This window comes from Aureicoccus marinus (assembly GCF_002954325.1).
GTDB classification, from domain to species: Bacteria; Bacteroidota; Bacteroidia; order Flavobacteriales; family Flavobacteriaceae; genus Aureicoccus; species Aureicoccus marinus.
Map to the genome: position 1 here is coordinate 2,264,977 of NZ_MQVX01000001.1, position 15,108 is coordinate 2,280,084.

Sequence of the window (15,108 nt, forward strand, 5' to 3'; positions counted from 1 at the left end):
TTTGTTTTATCAAAGTTTTAAGATTTACTTTCGTCTAAGATGTATAGAATGGCCACTAGAATAACCAAATGGCAAAAAGCCACCTGGAGCAGTGTGATCTGCCTAATCGTGCCTGTTTTGTTTTTCGGTCTTTGGATTCAAGCCTTTGAGGCAGGCAAAAACCAAACAGAACGCGTCGCTATTTTTATCGACTTTTTTCCCGCCTTTTTGCAAAGCAAGAGCAGAATTATGTTGTTCAGTCTCGGTTTTTCTTTTTTGTCAGTACTGCTCAGCGTTTACGGCATCTGGAATTCCCAAAAATTGGGTTGGCTTACGAACCTCTTGATCTTAACCCTGGCCACTAGCCTTCTCGCCCTGAATATTTTTACCCTTTTGTAAAGGGGTAATGACCCCTATTTGCCCAGTAGTTTTATCAGGCCTTGCTGAAAATCGGTTTTACCCCCAAAAGAAGGGTGTCGAACCGCTTCAAAATCCAAGTTCATGGCTCGTAACTGTTTTTCGGCCTTCTTGCCAATCGCAATAACGCCTTGAGGCGAATAGGTCTTCATTAATCTTACTAAAACACGCTTGCCTAAAGCGAGTTCTTCCTCATTAGGCGCCCGGTTACTCATGGGATCGTTCACTTGATGGGGATGAAAAGGGTAGCTGTTCCACAAAAGCGGAAGTGTATTGAGAGACGAGATCACTTCCCAGACAATGGTGGCTGAACTTTCAGAATGAGGTACTCCTTTTGAATTGAATTGATAGTCACCCTGCTTAAAAAAGGAGTGTTCTTCTAAAAGACGCTCACTGGTAAACGGAATTCCGGTTGTTCCGCAGCCTCGATACCCGGGAGCTTCTCCTACCAACAATACCTCAGGGGAGCTTTTTGCGAATTGGCAAAGATATTGCCTGAGGTTGTGTTTTCGGACTTGAACAGCGCGGCTTCGTCCAGCGTATAAATGACGGCTGTTTTCCGGGGCTTTACAACGCGCCAAATACCGCATAAAAGAGTCCGTCTTCTCCATATCAGAAATATACTAAATACAGGCATTAGGGAGTTTTATTAAGCACAACAACATTTAATCCTTACATTCAGGAAGCAATACTACGATCCCATTTATGGCCCTCAAATCCCGCTTTAACCTCTCGGCATTTCTACTCTTCTTTCTGGTAGGTCTAGGTAGCCTTAACGCTCAAAAGTTTACCAAAGAATCCGAAGCCTTCATCAAACCATTTTCGGGAACCGAATCCCTGGTTCTAGCGAAACACATTAAAGGCTTATCAGACGACATACGTATAGTCGGCTTGGGCGAAGTAAGTCACTTCACTAAGGAATGCTACGAGCTGAAAGAAGAGATTATTCTTCAGCTGATCGAAAAAGGTTATGATGGCTTGGTGATGGAGGTTGATTTTGGCCAAGCCCTGCTGTGGAATAAGTTCGTCACCAAAGGGGAAGGAGATCTCGATAAACTTGTATCCTCTTCAGGCTGGTTCACCTACCGGACCGAAGAGTTCAAAAGCCTGTTAGCGGCCTTACGCGAACACAACAAAACGGCCAAGAAACCTTTTCAGGTCTTCGGTATGGAGATGACGGCCATGAACCACAACCTGAAGTGGATGGCCGATTATATTACTGCCCATTTGCCCGTGGAGCTGGCCCTGGTCAACGAATTACGAAAAGATAGAACCCTTGTTGCCTTCCAATACCACGATCAAAATGAGGTGCTGGGATATTGGCAACTGTTTTACCAAATGAGAACTGTTCTTGCTGCTAAAGAAGAAGAGCTCCTCAGTAAAGGGGGAGAGACGGCTTACCAGATTGCCCTGCAAATTGCAGAAATTACCCGGCAATACGCGACCTTTATTTCGCACGATGATTTTGGCCTAAAAGTGGAATTCCGCGATCAGTTTTCGACCAGAAATGTCCTCTGGTCCATGAATCGATTAGGGAAAGAAAGCCGCATCGCCTTGTGGGCACACAATGGCCATGTGGTCAAGAAATCCGTCATCTTCAACTACGATATACTCGGTTACTACCTCAATGAGGTCTTTGGCAAAAACTACTATGCCATAGGATTCACCTTCAATCAGGGGGAATTTGGTGCCTTTTCTTCCAGCGGATTTAAAAAATGGCAGATAAAGCCCCTGCGCTCGCCCTCCTGGACCAAGGATTTCAGCAGTTATCGCTCTCCTTATTTGATCTTCGATGTGCGGTCAAACTTGGGCAGTAAAAAGCTAAAAAAGAGCAGTCCCCTCTTCCAGAATATTCCCATTAGACGTGATATTGCTGAATCTTACCGCGAAGACAATGCTCCCTCCATGGACATTAATCTCGCCCAGTCTTACGACTGTTTGATCTACTTCGAAAAATCAAATTATCCGACGCGTTTACCCTGGTTACGCTAATTCATTTTGAAATAAGCGTTCTGTTATACCACTAACGCCCTTACAAGGACGATAACAGAAGAGATTTTCAAGAATATTGAGTAGTCAAAACCTTATTTAGTCCTCTTTATGGGGTCTTTTACGCAGTAGCCAGCAGAGCAAAAACAAGCAAGAAACGGATGAACCCTTTGCCTAAGCCGTTAGTATTGACCAAAAAAGAATTGAGCAGTTTTTTAAGCTCTAAGAGGATTTTGGAGCTCACCCATAAGGACTAGTGAGTTTCGATGAATTGGCCGTTGTGCTTATCCTTTTTGAACTCGATTAGTTTCAGCTCTAAGGTATTTTCCCCAATATTTTGCAAATCTCGGATATATCCCGTCTTTTCTGAGTGATCATAGATTCCCGCATCTCCAGCCTCGAATTTGAGCATCTCAATGCATCCATTGGCATTTCTCGAAATGGCCATACCCCCTTGGCGACACACCCAACTAAAGTATTTATTGTGCTTTGCAAAAGGCAAGCGCTCCCCTGGTTTCAGTACGATAGACCACAAGACGATTCCTTCGTTCTCAAAAATCAGTTGATGACCCAAGTCATCACTGATCTTATTTTCCTTCAGTTCTTTGATATGAACAGGGTCCCAGGTACTGTACTTTCCTTCTGAATTAATTTCTGAACAAATCATTGTACATCAGCTTAAGACAAGTAAAATTAGAGGGAAAACTTATTCTAAATCCTCTATGAAAAAATATTAAAGTCACTTTTATGAACTATAGAACAGATGCCGATAAATATTATATTATTTCTTTTTATTTGGCCTTTATATTACGAATATGTCAGTTTGAGTGAATTTTCAGTTATTATTCTTGATTTTAATTGCGGCATTTTATCGAGAATTCTTGCAGTAAATCGTAAGTGCTCAGCCCCCTTCCTCCACACCTTGAATTTGGCTCGCCTATAGTTTCTTGATATCCACCGATAGGCATCATTCCTTCACCTCTTCAACATATCAAGAAACTACTATTAATAGACATATTGCATTTCAATTAAATCATCATGAATAAAGTACTCTCTAGCCTTATGGCATCAGCACTATTGTTCTCTTGCGTCCCTGATAAGATGGAGAACATGGAAGAACAAAATGTTGTTGAAGAGATACTCACTAATGCTAAACTGGATATTCCTCCAGGATTTTCCTTCGAGTCTACACTCTCAACAACAACAGCCATAAGCTTGGACAACACCTTTACAAATGAAAATGTGAAAGTTCAAGTCAGTGTAATTGGCGCAAGTGGGAACAAGAATATGATCTACGACGGTTTTGCGAGTCAAGACCGTCCACTAAATGAGGTCCTCAAAATTCCGAATCACATCTCCGAGGTCGAAATCAAAGGAACCTATCAAGGAATAGAGAAAGTAGTAAATCGCTCCAAAGCCGACATCAGAACGGTATTTCGAAAATCGGATTTTACTGCCTCACCTCAAAACAAGATGCTTCCCCTGCAAATGCAGAGCGAATATACTTTTTGTGAACATGGTTCTAAAGCAAAAGGAGATGTAGAGATTTTTGAAAGAGTGCTGGTAATAAAAGGATCCAATAAAGCTGATGTTGTTGCCCTAAGTCATCTAAGTTCCCCTAGTAGAACCTATATCTTTATGTCCAACCTCCATGGAATTACCATTAAAACATTCAACAACAACAACTTTGATTGTATTTTCATTTATACAGGTAAAGGCAATGATAACGTCTCTATGGGATCTATTCTAAAACCATCCCTGATTAATTTAGGAGATGGAAGTGATGTTGGTACCGGATCTTCTTCCGCCGAAACTATCATATACGGAGGTAAAGGATCAGATGTAATAACAGGATATACGAGTACAGATCAACTTTTTGGGGGTAATGGAGTTGATAACGTGAACAGCACTGGAGGAGGCTCAGCCATTCAAAATGGAGATAATACTAACTGTAACCCTTCGTGCTACTCGCCCGTTATTGATGAAGATGGAGATGGTTATGAGTCCATTGAAAATGGGGGTGTTGATGTCGATGATAATAATCCAAATGTGGTTAGCAGAAATTACCCTCAAGGTCAAGGATTATATCATTCTCTAATATTTGAAGATCTATGGCCTTGTCAAGGAGACTATGATTTTAACGACCTCATCCTTAACTACAATGTCGTTGAAGGTAAAAATGGAGATAACGATATTACAGAAATTGATTTCAACTTCAAAGTTCCCGCTCTCGGTGGTGCATTTAATAACTACACAGTTTTAAGAGTCTATGACATAGACAACAACGCTGCTCTGAGTCGCAGTGATGAGGAGTCTATCAACGTCGAAAGAGTTCATGACCTAACCAACCAGACAACTCTGTTTTACTTTGAAGATTTAAAATCCTATTATTCTAATAATAGCGCAGAAGTAATCAATACAAGAGAAAAAACCTTCAACACCATTTTGGAGCTCTCCGGCACAGTGACCGGAGTGGATGGAATGTACGATGCCTTTATGCTTAAAGACGGAGATGAAACTGCAGAAGTACATCCCAATGTGGTCGACGGAATTCAGGGAGTATCATCCTTTTTCAATAGCGAATTAAGTGGGTGTCATGAAGGAGCGGTCATTGACTTTAAGACCGACGACGGCTTTCCGTGGGGAATTGTAGTGCCGATTGAATGGCAATGGCCAAAAGAAGGAATTGATATTCTGGACGCCTACCCTGATTTCCGTGTATTTGTAGAAACCTCCCCTGGATTGGATTGGTACTCTTCAAACAATCCAAACAGAGTTACAAATAAGATTATTCAGTAGAATAGTTAATTAATGTTGATTTTTCAGGAAACGGCCAGGGTAATAGAACTCTGGCCGCTTTTTATTTGCGCAATTTACTTCACCTGAATAACCGATTTTTGCCTTATGAACATCATTTCTCTTCGCGAACAGCCAGAATACCTCGAAAAGACCATTGCGTACTTTCAAGCCAAATGGCCCAGCGTTCTTCCTGAAATTTATGATAACTGCTTGCGAAATGCGGTTGGGGCCAGGAATGATCTGCCCCAGTGGTACCTGCTCGAAGAAGACGGCAAGACCATTGGCTGCGCAGGGCTAATCACCAACGACTTCATTAGTCGGGGTGATCTGTACCCTTGGTTATGCGCTCTATTCGTAGAAGAAGAATACCGGGGTCGGCGACTAAGCGAGCTGCTAATTGAAAGAGCCAAGGCCGATACCAAGTCCTTTGGGTTTAGTCACCTCTACCTCTCGACTTCTCATGTAGGACTCTATGAAAAGATGGGGTTCACCTATATCGGTAATGGTTACCACCCCTGGGAAGAAACATCCCACATTTACGAAATCCAATTGTGATTTATTGATTTAGCCACTTTCTGAAGTCAGCCGAACGGGGGCGACTCACCAGAAATTCATGGTCTTTTCCGTTTTTCATTTCCAAAAGAAGTCGGTTATTGAAGTAGGGATGAATCTTTAATATCGCATCCCGTGCTACCAGCTGCCCTCTGTTAATTTGATAAAAATCGGTAGGGGAAAGGCTGGCGAAAAATTCTTCAATAGTCTCGTCAATAATGAATCGACGATCAGCAGTCATTCCAAAGGTAATACCCTCTTCGGAATAGGCATAGAGCAGTTCATCAACGCCTACTTGTACCATGCTTTTGCCTTCCCTGGCCAATATTCCTTTTCGCTTCTGAGGCGATTGCAGGCTTTTCAATAATTCCTGCAAGACACTTTGATCTGGTTGAAGTTCCCGGGGTTTGGCCTTTTCGAATTTATCGATGGCCGCCTTCAGCTCTTCTTTTTTGACCGGTTTCAGCAAATAATCCACGCTGTTGACTTTAAAAGCCCGCAAAGCGTACTCATCAAAAGCGGTGGTGAAAATGATCGGCGCCTCGGTTTGAATCGCTCCAAAGATTTCGAAGCTGATCCCGTCGGCCAATTGAACATCCATAAAGACCAAATCAGGCTGCGCGTTGGATTTAAACCAGGAAACTGCATCTTCGACCGTATCTAAAATACCCAGGAGCTCATAGGAAAAACCAACCTCCTTTAGCAAGCCTTGTAACTGGCTAGCCGCACGAATTTCGTCCTCTACAATGAGTACTTTCATGGCGTTTCTTTTGTTGATGAAAGCAAGGGGACTTCTACGCGAAACACACCCTCTTGATCCGTGATTAAAACCCCTCGATCCCCTAATAAATTATAGCGTTGCCGCAAATTCTTTAAGCCGAGTTTGGTGGAAGAAATCTGGGTGGATTTGGGTTGAATTTTATTCTCGACTACCAGGGTATTCTCCTCTACAAGCACCCGAACGACCAGGGGTTTTGATTTGGATACTACATTGTGCTTGATCGCATTTTCGATGAGCAATTGAATACTGGTCGGCACCACCAACTGCCCTTTTTGCTTCCCCTCTCCCCAGTCCAATTTCAGGTTATCCCCAAAGCGTTCCTGCTGAATATGCACATAGGCTTTAGCAAATTCAATCTCGTCTTCCAGGGGGATCAGGTTTTGTTTTCCGGTTTGCAATACAAAGCGATAGACTTCGGCCAATTTATTGACGAAGGTCTTGGCTTCTGCCTTGGTGTTGTGGTCTATGATATCCCGCAATGTATTGAGGCTATTGAAGAAGAAATGAGGCTGTGATTGATTTCGTAACGCATCCAACTGGGCTTGTACCGCGGCGCGCTTGCTTTCTTCCTCCCTGACAATGGACTTTTTTAGGCGTAGGTAGTAAAAAACCGCTTCGTAAATCGCCATGGTCATAGTACTGATCAAAATGACAGGGATTTGCACCTTGTAGTTGCTGGAATAATTGAAATTTTCTCCCAGTAATGCTTCAATGGTAGTACCTCCAATATAATCAACTGTCAATACAGTAACCACGATAGACAAAAAGAACAGAGTAATCCTCTTGACATCGTCTTTCATATTCGGAAAGCGTTTGCGCAATCGAATCAAGACCAACCGAAGAATAATCCAATCCATGGTTGCGAAGAATAAGGAGATACTCCAAATCAACACCGCCCATCTAAAGGGATATCTGAGAAAAGAGTTGCTGAACAAAAAATCCGTCACAAAACTCAGGATCAGAATACCCACGATCATAAAGCGCAAGTCATCAAACCCCAGGTATTGAATTCGTTTCTGTCTGTTCAGCAACATCTTATTCTATAAGGTCAAAAAAGGCAGGGCTTGTTTAGCTTGCCAGAAGGTGTATCCGATAAAGCCCCCGTAGAGCAAAGCAAAGACCACAACCCCTATCAATTGCAGGGACTTTGGGCTTTTGGCTTTGACCAACCCCAAAGCGAATAACGGTATAATTTGAATGGCATGCAATCCAAAGAAGTGGGCTACCCGCAGATCTCCCGCTATGGTGCTCCAATTCAAAATTGGCAGGCCTTCTCCTCCATCGGCAACCCCAACATTGTGGGCCATTTGCCCAATCATTCGGCCTCCGACCCAACTCCCAAACAGGACCAAAAGCCATCCTAAAAAGATCCCCCATTGAACTGCTTGAGGAGTATTCATTTTTGTGCGCAAGGTATCAAAGGCAAAAAGAACCATCAATAACACATTGATTCCGATCAACAGTCCCATCAGGGCAAAGAGAATTCCATCAAAGGCTGAATCCTGATTGTAATGGGATTTTACCCCTCGAGCCCCCTGGTAAACAATGATTCCAATTTCGATGAGTAAGGTGATCGAAACAATATTTCGAAGCACATGTTTCTTTCGATTTGAGTAGGGATAAAAGTTGATTAGATAACCCACTGTTAAAATATAAATCGCTCCAGAAAGACAAAACTTCAACGGTTTAATCCAGACATTGATGCCCATCAATTCTCGTTCGTCTATAAAGATCCCAGCTGTTGCAGCCAAAGCTCCCACCAGGTGAATCATCACCACGGCATATAAAAAGGGGCTGTTTTTGCGTACGGTATGAAGTACGGGTACATGAGTATACGTTTCCATTAGTTCTCCTTTTTAAAGCTTCGGATAAGAGAAAACAGAAGAAAGCCCACGGGGCCAAACATAAAGGTCCCGAATAAACAAGGCGCCATAAGTACCGGATGAATCCCCAGAGTACGGTTCCTTTGAACCATCCACATTCCGACTAAAAGATCAAAAGCGAGGTAATGTATCCATCCCGCTAAAACGGCGTCTTTTTCGGTAAATAAATTCATTACAGAATCCAAGGTTCTAAAGTCGAAGTTGGCCCCGCCCTGCAAGGAGATTCCGATATAGGTCGCGTAGACCAACGAAAGTAAAAGCGGAAGGACCCGGTAATCCACAAGAAAACGGGTCACCTTCCACTTGGGTAGCACGATCATCAGCAGCCACATGGGCAAAACACTGGTGCCGGCGATAGAAAATACAGTATCAGCTGTCATGTTTTTTGATTTTTGGTTGACCCAAATATGCTATCAACTTCATGATTTACGGAATGAATTCTGTTGAGTTGTCTTTTTAAGCACTTGAATTGCCGATCAAAAGTGAAATTGAACTAAAATTTCGGTTGACTTAACAAAAAATAACAACCCGGAGCAGGTCAAATCCTTTTTGTTTAATTATTTTTAATTTTTCTTAAACATATTGCTTTTATGTTCGGATTATTCAAGAAAAAATCAGAAAAAGAAAAGCTGCAAGAGCAGTACCAGAAACTCATGAAGGAGGCTCATGCCCTTTCCACGTCCAACCGAAAACTAAGTGATCAGAAGGTTTTTGAGGCAGAAGAAATCATGAAAAAACTAGATGCTCTGGAATAAGAGCTAGGCACATGACCAAAAAGAAAAAACCAGATAACGTTGTCTTTGATGAAGAGACTCAGCGGTACGATGCGGCCTTAAAACCCTATGCGACCAATGTCGGTGCACCTAAAATCGAGGCCACCGACTCCCTTGCTTGGAAAAAACGGAGCATTCATAAGGTCAACCAAAAGATGCAGACCCAGTACCGGGAGCTCAAGGCCCAGTACGATAAGATGATGGAAGAATTCGAGCACAACAAACTCCTGTTTGGAGCGAAGTTCTCGTTCGAACCCATTGTTGGCCAGGTCTACCACCTCTACAAACGAGAAAATGGAGTATCCTTTTTATCCTTGATCGAGCCTGAGTACTGCAATTTCGATTTCTTAGGTAGCTTTTACCTCAATGCGGAGTTGATCTGGAAAAAAGTAAATCAAGATGGCGGAACAGACCTCCTTTAATGAGCGCGAACTGGATCGCATCATAGAGATGGCCTGGGAAGACCGAACTCCCTTTGAGGCGATCAAATTTCAATTTGGATTACCCGAAAAAGAGGTCATCCGACTGATGCGAAGAGAACTGAAGACCTCCAGTTTTAAACGCTGGCGGAAGCGAGTCAACAGCGGGGTCAGCCAAAAGCACCTCAAAAAAAGAAATCCCGATATCAACCGCTTTCGGTGCTCGCGACAACGCGCCATCACCGGAAACAAAATCAGCAAACGGCGATGAACGACCTCTTTGACAACAAGATTAGGGCCTTCCCAACGACCTACGAAGATATACTGTACCGCATGAAGCAGGTACAACCGATCAAGTACGGGAAGACCCGAAACTTCTTGAACGGAGCAGTGACCTATCTGTCACCTTATATTTCTCGGGGAGTAATCTCTACCAAGCAAGTCCTTGACTGGGTGCGGGAAGAAACCCCCTATTCCCTAAGCAGCATGGAAAAATTCATTCAGGAATTGGCCTGGAGGGATTATTGGCAGCAGGTCCAAAAAGCCAAGGGCGAGGCCATTGACCACGACCTGAAGAACATTCAGGAACCCATAGCCCATACGGCCATGCCCATCTCCATAGGGCAGGCGCAAACCGGAATCGAAGCCATCGATCGAGGAATCAAAAACCTCTACAAAACCGGGTATATGCACAACCACCTGCGCATGTACACTGCGTCGATTTGCTGCAATATGGGCCAAAGCCATTGGAAAACACCAGCCAAGTGGATGTACTACCACCTCCTCGATGGCGATTGGGCGAGCAACGCCCTCAGTTGGCAGTGGGTTGCCGGAGCGAACAGCAACAAAAAGTACTACGCCAACCAAGAAAACATCAACAAATACTGCTTTACAAAGCAGAGGGGAAGCTTTTTGGATGTGGCCTATCAAGACTTCCCGGACATGCCGGTTCCCGAGGTCCTGAAGGAGGCCGCCATGCCCGAACTCAATACCCCTTTGCCAGAAAGCGATACCCTGGAGATACACATGGAAGTCCCCACCTATGTGTACAACTTCTACAACCTGGACCCCCGATGGGAGCAGGAGGAAGATGCCAACCGGGTGCTTTTACTTGAACCCGAACATTTTGAAGCCTACCCGATCTCCCAAAACTCGGTGGACTTTATGTTGGGATTAGGTAAAAACATCAAAGACCTTCAGGTTTTTGTTGGTTCCTTTAGTCAACTGCAGCAACACTGCGGCGCCTCCGAAATCCATTTTAAAGAACATCCCTTTAACGAACACTACAGAGGAATCGAACACGAAAGGGATTGGATGTTTCATGTAGAGGGCTACTACCGCTCCTTTTTTGCTTTCTGGAAAAAATGCCAAAAAGAACTCAAAAGTGCCTTTTGAAGCCGCCCATATTGTTTGGTTAAAAAGAGACCTGCGGCTGCAGGATCACGAGGCCCTCTTTGTGGCAGAGGCCAGCGGTAAACCCTACCGCATCATTTACCTCTTTGAACCCTCCTTACTCCAATATCCAGACACCTCCCTGCGGCACCTGCAATTTGTCTACCAGTCCATACAGGCTCTTCAAAAACAACTCGCTCCCCTAAAAAGAAAAGCGGAACTCTTCTATTGCGAAGCCGTTGAGGCCCTAACTCATATTCAAAAGGAACAGCCTATCCTCTCCTTATTGAGCTACCGAGAGAGTGGAGTCATGGCGACCTGGAAAAGAGACAAACAAGTCGCTGCTTTTTGCCGTGAGCAGGGCATCGAATGGCAAGAATTTCAACGGGATGGTATCCTCAGGGGTATCAAAAACAGAAAATCCTGGAATGTAATTTGGGGGAAGAAAATGCTGGAACCGGTCTTCCGCAATACCTATACCCTATCCACCTTGGATCCCTTGGATCATCCTTACGGTATACCGGATGAGCTTCAAAAAAAATGGGAAAACTATCCGGACTACTACCAACCGGCAGGCGAAAAAAATGCCTGGCGATACCTGACTTCTTTCGCAGAAGATCGGGGCAAGAACTACCAAAGAAATATTTCGAAACCCCTGGCCAGTCGCTCATCCTGTAGCCGTCTTTCGCCTTATATCGCTTGGGGAAACCTCACCGTTCGCCAATGCTTTCAATACCTGAATACCCACGCCAACCGCAAGCAGTACTTGCCCATGCTGCAGCGTCTGAATTGGCACGATCATTTTATCCAGAAATTCGAAATGGAGTGCACCTACGAAACCCACTGCATCAACCGCGGCTATGAGCTCTTGGAACGCCATAAAAATGAGGCCTACATCAACGCCTGGAAGGAAGGGCAAACGGGCTACCCACTGGTAGATGCCTGTATGCGAGCCGTAAGTAAAACAGGCTGGATCAACTTCCGAATGCGGGCGATGTTGGTTTCTTTTTTCACCCTCAACCTGGATCAGGATTGGCGGGATGGGGTGTACCACCTGGCCCAACAATTCTTGGATTACGAACCGGGAATTCACTACCCTCAATTTCAGATGCAGGCCGGAACAACGGGCATCAATACCATCCGCCTCTACAACCCGGTCAAAAACTCCGAAAAGCACGACGCAGAAGGCGCCTTCATCCGTAAATGGGTACCGGAACTAGAAGCCGTGCCCCTGGCCTACCTGCACGAACCCTGGACCATGAGTCCGATGGAACAAGAATTTTGTCAGGTCTTTATCGGCAAAGATTATCCGGCCCCTATCGTGGATTTACAAGAAAGTGCTCGAGCCGCCCGTGATAAAGTATGGGGTCACCGGGAACATCCGGTCGTACGCCAGGAACAAAAACGCCTGATGGCCAAACACGTCAATAACCCAAGGTAATATGAACTACTCTCAAGAACAACTTCGCGATCTGGATCGCATTACCAACCTGAAGCTGATCAATGCGATTACCGGCATAAAACCGGCCAACCTTATCGGTACGACTAGCGCTGAGGGTCGGGCCAATCTGGCTATCTTTAGTTCCCTGGTTCACTTGGGAAGCCGCCCCCCTCTATTGGGCTTTGTCGCCCGTCCTCGAACCGAAGAAGTGGGCCACACTCTCCGAAATATTGAGACGACAGGAGAGTACACCATCAACCACATCAGGCAAGAATTCATTACCAAGGCGCATTACACCTCGGCCAAATTTCCGGCTGATCATTCGGAGTTTGAACGCTGTGGCCTTACGCCCGAATACTTGGAGGGGTTCCAGGCGCCCTTCGTAAAAGAAAGCACAGTAAAAATGGGGATGCGCCTCAAAGAGGTCATCCCTATTCAGTGGAATGGAACCTATTTTGTGATTGGCGAAATTACCCAATTGACTTTTCCGGAAGCGTATTGGGTAGATGAAGATGTAAACCTGGAAGCCAGCGGCAGCGTAGGAATTTCGGGGCTGAATACGTATTACAGTTTAAAGAAAGAAGCCTGGCATCCCTATGCCCGGGTGGAAGAAAGCCCCGACTTTACAAATGAATAAGAAACACCTCCCTCAAAAGACCTGTCCGGTTTGCCAAAGGCCCTTTAGCTGGCGCAAAAAATGGGAGAAGAATTGGGACGAAGTCAAATACTGCAGCGAGCGCTGTAGAAGAAATAAAAACACATGAAAACTGCGCACCTGGTTTTTCCACATCAACTCTTTGAGCACTCTCCTCTTTTTGAGGAAGAGGCTCCGCTCTTTGTGATCGAAGAATACCTCTTCTTTGCTCACTACCCCTTCCACAAACAGAAGTTGGTGTACCACCGCAGTTCCATGAAGAAGTACGCCGATTTTCTGGAAGCTCAGCAAAAAGAAGTGCGCTACATACCCGCCACGGAGGAAGAATCCGATATTCGTGTGCTCATCCCGGCCCTCAAAACAGAAGGGTACGAGAAACTGGTCTATATCGACCCGGCTGATGATTGGTTAGAAAGACGTATTAAAAAAGGAGCTACTGACCACGGAATGACCACCCAATGCCTGGATTCCCCTTCTTTTTTACTGAACCGAGAGGAGCTCAAGAGCTTCTTTAGACCCGACAAAAAGAAGTTCTTTCAGACTACATTTTACAAAGAACAGCGCAAGCAACGCCGATTATTGCTGGTCGAAGACGAGCAACCCGCTGGAGGAAAATGGACCTTTGACACCGAAAACCGCAAGAAGTATCCCGCTAAAAAAACACCTCCAGCTATTCAATTTCCGGATACCGACCCTTACTATGAGGAAGCCTGTACCTATGTCGAAACTCACTTTGCCCACCACTACGGAAGCGTTGGAGAGCAACCCTATTACCCGAGCGATTTTGAAGGAGCACAAGCCTGGTTTCGGCAATTCTTAACCGAGCGCTTTGCCGAATTTGGGCCGTACGAAGACGCCATCGTGGCCGAGCACCTCATCCTTAACCACAGCGTACTGACACCCATGCTCAACACCGGCTTGCTCTGCCCGGAACAGATCGTGGAAGAGAGCCTGGACTTCGCCGAAAAGAACAGCATTCCCCTGAACTCTACAGAAGGCTTCCTGCGTCAGATTATTGGCTGGCGTGAGTTTATGCGGGGGGTGTATCACAGCAAAGGACAAGAGCAAAGAACCCGAAACTACTGGGGGTTTGACCGGAAGATCCCGCCTTCATTTTATACAGGAACTACAGGTATTCCTCCGATTGATCAAACCATCAAAAAAGTACTCCAAACCGGCTATTGCCATCATATTGAGCGCCTGATGGTCCTCGGCAATTTCATGCTGCTTTGCGAGTTTGATCCCGACGAGGTCTACCGCTGGTTTATGGAGCTTTTTATCGATGCCTATGACTGGGTCATGGTCTCTAATGTGTATGGGATGAGTCAATTTGCCGATGGCGGCCTACTTTCGACCAAACCCTATATCAGCGGAAGCAATTACCTGATGAAAATGAGTAATTACAAAAAGGGAGATTGGCAGGCCCAGTGGGACGGTCTGTTTTGGAGATTCATGGACAAGCAGCGGGATTTCTTCTTAAAAAACCCAAGGCTTTCTATGCTCATCCGCACTTTTGACAAAATGTCTCCCGAGAAAAAAGCCCTGCACTTGGAGCATGGCGAAGCTTTTTTAAACCGTTTAAATGCCGAACAAAGCGTATGATTTTTAACACCACCTACAAGAACGAAGACTACCTCTTTGAGAGTGATCAACAACTGGGAAAATCCTTTTCTATAATGGAGCGCATTCGCTTGGGCGGAATTGGTTCTGGGCGGCTGATGATTCATCAAATCAGCCCTAAACTCAAGTTGGGAAAGCTGGAATTTTCTGAAATCGACTACGGCAATATTGAGCTGCGTCCAAAGGGGATCATTGTGCATTACACCAGCAAACTAGAGCGGTTTTCCTGGGTAATCCCTTACTACAGACTGAACCTTTACAACGCCCAGTTCTACAGTATCCACGCCAACGGCAACTTCATCCAGTTCGAAAAGAACAAGAACTACAAAGAAAACAAGAAGTTTCTGGACCGTATGGCCCAGAGAAAAATTGATGTTCTGGATCTGGGGTACTACGACGAATAATCAA

The 15,108-nt window shown here is 44.9% G+C and carries 19 protein-coding genes; 13 read left to right on the forward strand and 6 right to left on the reverse strand.

Annotated elements, in window-relative coordinates; translation table 11 throughout:
- Positions 1-48: 48 nt before the first annotated feature.
- A complete protein-coding gene (locus tag BST99_RS10595; protein ID WP_105001779.1) occupies positions 49-378 on the forward strand; it encodes a hypothetical protein in 330 nt (109 codons plus the stop codon).
- 14 nt (positions 379-392) lie between these two features.
- Here BST99_RS10595 and BST99_RS10600 read toward each other — a convergent pair whose 3' ends face one another.
- Positions 393-1,007 (reverse strand): uracil-DNA glycosylase, encoded by a 615-nt coding sequence (locus tag BST99_RS10600; protein ID WP_105001780.1) that lies wholly within the window; start codon positions 1,005-1,007, stop codon positions 393-395.
- A 94-nt stretch (positions 1,008-1,101) separates the two neighbouring features.
- Here BST99_RS10600 and BST99_RS10605 point away from each other — a divergent pair, with 94 nt between their 5' ends.
- Positions 1,102-2,388 (forward strand): erythromycin esterase family protein, encoded by a 1,287-nt coding sequence (locus BST99_RS10605; protein ID WP_105001781.1) that lies wholly within the window; start codon positions 1,102-1,104, stop codon positions 2,386-2,388.
- A 250-nt stretch (positions 2,389-2,638) separates the two neighbouring features.
- Here the strand turns inward: BST99_RS10605 and BST99_RS10610 are convergent, their stop codons facing one another.
- Complete coding sequence (locus BST99_RS10610; protein WP_105001782.1) at positions 2,639-3,052, reverse strand: hypothetical protein; 414 nt, start codon at positions 3,050-3,052, stop codon at positions 2,639-2,641.
- Positions 3,053-3,423: 371 nt separating this feature from the next.
- On the opposite strand from BST99_RS10610, the gene BST99_RS10615 reads away from it, so the two are divergent.
- Positions 3,424-5,184 carry an LruC domain-containing protein gene (locus BST99_RS10615; protein WP_105001783.1) on the forward strand — a complete coding sequence of 587 codons (1,761 nt, stop codon included), beginning with the start codon at positions 3,424-3,426 and terminating at the stop codon, positions 5,182-5,184.
- Positions 5,185-5,289: 105 nt separating this feature from the next.
- Positions 5,290-5,739, forward strand: a complete 450-nt coding sequence (locus BST99_RS10620) for a GNAT family N-acetyltransferase (RefSeq protein ID WP_105001784.1) — start codon at positions 5,290-5,292, stop codon at positions 5,737-5,739.
- A 1-nt stretch (position 5,740) separates the two neighbouring features.
- Here the strand turns inward: BST99_RS10620 and BST99_RS10625 are convergent, their stop codons facing one another.
- From BST99_RS10625 to BST99_RS10640, 4 genes are read right to left on the reverse strand one after another with little or no spacing between them, the layout of a single operon-like run.
- The gene (locus BST99_RS10625; protein ID WP_105001785.1) at positions 5,741-6,496 is read right to left on the reverse strand and encodes a LytR/AlgR family response regulator transcription factor; all 756 of its coding nucleotides are present in this window, start codon (positions 6,494-6,496) and stop codon (positions 5,741-5,743) included.
- Positions 6,493-7,551, reverse strand: coding sequence for a sensor histidine kinase (locus tag BST99_RS10630; RefSeq protein WP_105001786.1), 1,059 nt, complete (start codon positions 7,549-7,551; stop codon positions 6,493-6,495). Before BST99_RS10630 ends, BST99_RS10625 begins: the two co-directional genes overlap by 4 nt.
- A 6-nt stretch (positions 7,552-7,557) precedes the next feature.
- Positions 7,558-8,361, reverse strand: a complete 804-nt coding sequence (locus BST99_RS10635; protein WP_105001787.1) for a hypothetical protein — start codon at positions 8,359-8,361, stop codon at positions 7,558-7,560.
- Positions 8,361-8,780, reverse strand: coding sequence for an ABA4-like family protein (locus tag BST99_RS10640; RefSeq protein ID WP_105001788.1), 420 nt, complete (start codon positions 8,778-8,780; stop codon positions 8,361-8,363). The genes BST99_RS10635 and BST99_RS10640 overlap by 1 nt, the downstream gene beginning before the upstream one ends.
- Positions 8,781-8,990: 210 nt before the next feature.
- On the opposite strand from BST99_RS10640, the gene BST99_RS10645 reads away from it, so the two are divergent.
- The 9 genes from BST99_RS10645 to BST99_RS10685 are packed head-to-tail and all read left to right on the forward strand — an operon-like array spanning position 8,991 to position 15,104.
- Complete coding sequence (locus tag BST99_RS10645) at positions 8,991-9,155, forward strand: Lacal_2735 family protein (protein ID WP_105001789.1); 165 nt, start codon at positions 8,991-8,993, stop codon at positions 9,153-9,155.
- Between the two features lie 11 nt (positions 9,156-9,166).
- Positions 9,167-9,595, forward strand: coding sequence for a DUF2452 domain-containing protein (locus BST99_RS10650; RefSeq protein WP_105001790.1), 429 nt, complete (start codon positions 9,167-9,169; stop codon positions 9,593-9,595).
- Positions 9,573-9,863, forward strand: coding sequence for a TIGR03643 family protein (locus BST99_RS10655; RefSeq protein WP_105001791.1), 291 nt, complete (start codon positions 9,573-9,575; stop codon positions 9,861-9,863). The genes BST99_RS10650 and BST99_RS10655 overlap by 23 nt, the downstream gene beginning before the upstream one ends.
- Complete coding sequence (locus BST99_RS10660) at positions 9,860-10,987, forward strand: FAD-binding domain-containing protein (RefSeq protein WP_105001792.1); 1,128 nt, start codon at positions 9,860-9,862, stop codon at positions 10,985-10,987. Before BST99_RS10655 ends, BST99_RS10660 begins: the two co-directional genes overlap by 4 nt.
- Positions 10,977-12,425, forward strand: a complete 1,449-nt coding sequence (locus BST99_RS10665; protein ID WP_105001793.1) for a cryptochrome/deoxyribodipyrimidine photo-lyase family protein — start codon at positions 10,977-10,979, stop codon at positions 12,423-12,425. The genes BST99_RS10660 and BST99_RS10665 overlap by 11 nt, the downstream gene beginning before the upstream one ends.
- Position 12,426: 1 nt before the next feature.
- Positions 12,427-13,062: a flavin reductase family protein gene (locus BST99_RS10670; protein ID WP_105001794.1), complete on the forward strand. Its 636-nt coding sequence runs from the start codon at positions 12,427-12,429 to the stop codon at positions 13,060-13,062.
- On the forward strand, positions 13,055-13,189 hold the full coding sequence (locus BST99_RS10675) for a DUF2256 domain-containing protein (protein WP_105001795.1): 135 nt from the start codon (positions 13,055-13,057) through the stop codon (positions 13,187-13,189). Before BST99_RS10670 ends, BST99_RS10675 begins: the two co-directional genes overlap by 8 nt.
- Positions 13,186-14,682: a cryptochrome/photolyase family protein gene (locus tag BST99_RS10680; protein ID WP_105001796.1), complete on the forward strand. Its 1,497-nt coding sequence runs from the start codon at positions 13,186-13,188 to the stop codon at positions 14,680-14,682. Before BST99_RS10675 ends, BST99_RS10680 begins: the two co-directional genes overlap by 4 nt.
- The gene (locus BST99_RS10685; protein ID WP_105001797.1) at positions 14,679-15,104 is read left to right on the forward strand and encodes a hypothetical protein; all 426 of its coding nucleotides are present in this window, start codon (positions 14,679-14,681) and stop codon (positions 15,102-15,104) included. Before BST99_RS10680 ends, BST99_RS10685 begins: the two co-directional genes overlap by 4 nt.
- The last annotated feature ends 4 nt before the right edge of the window (positions 15,105-15,108 follow it).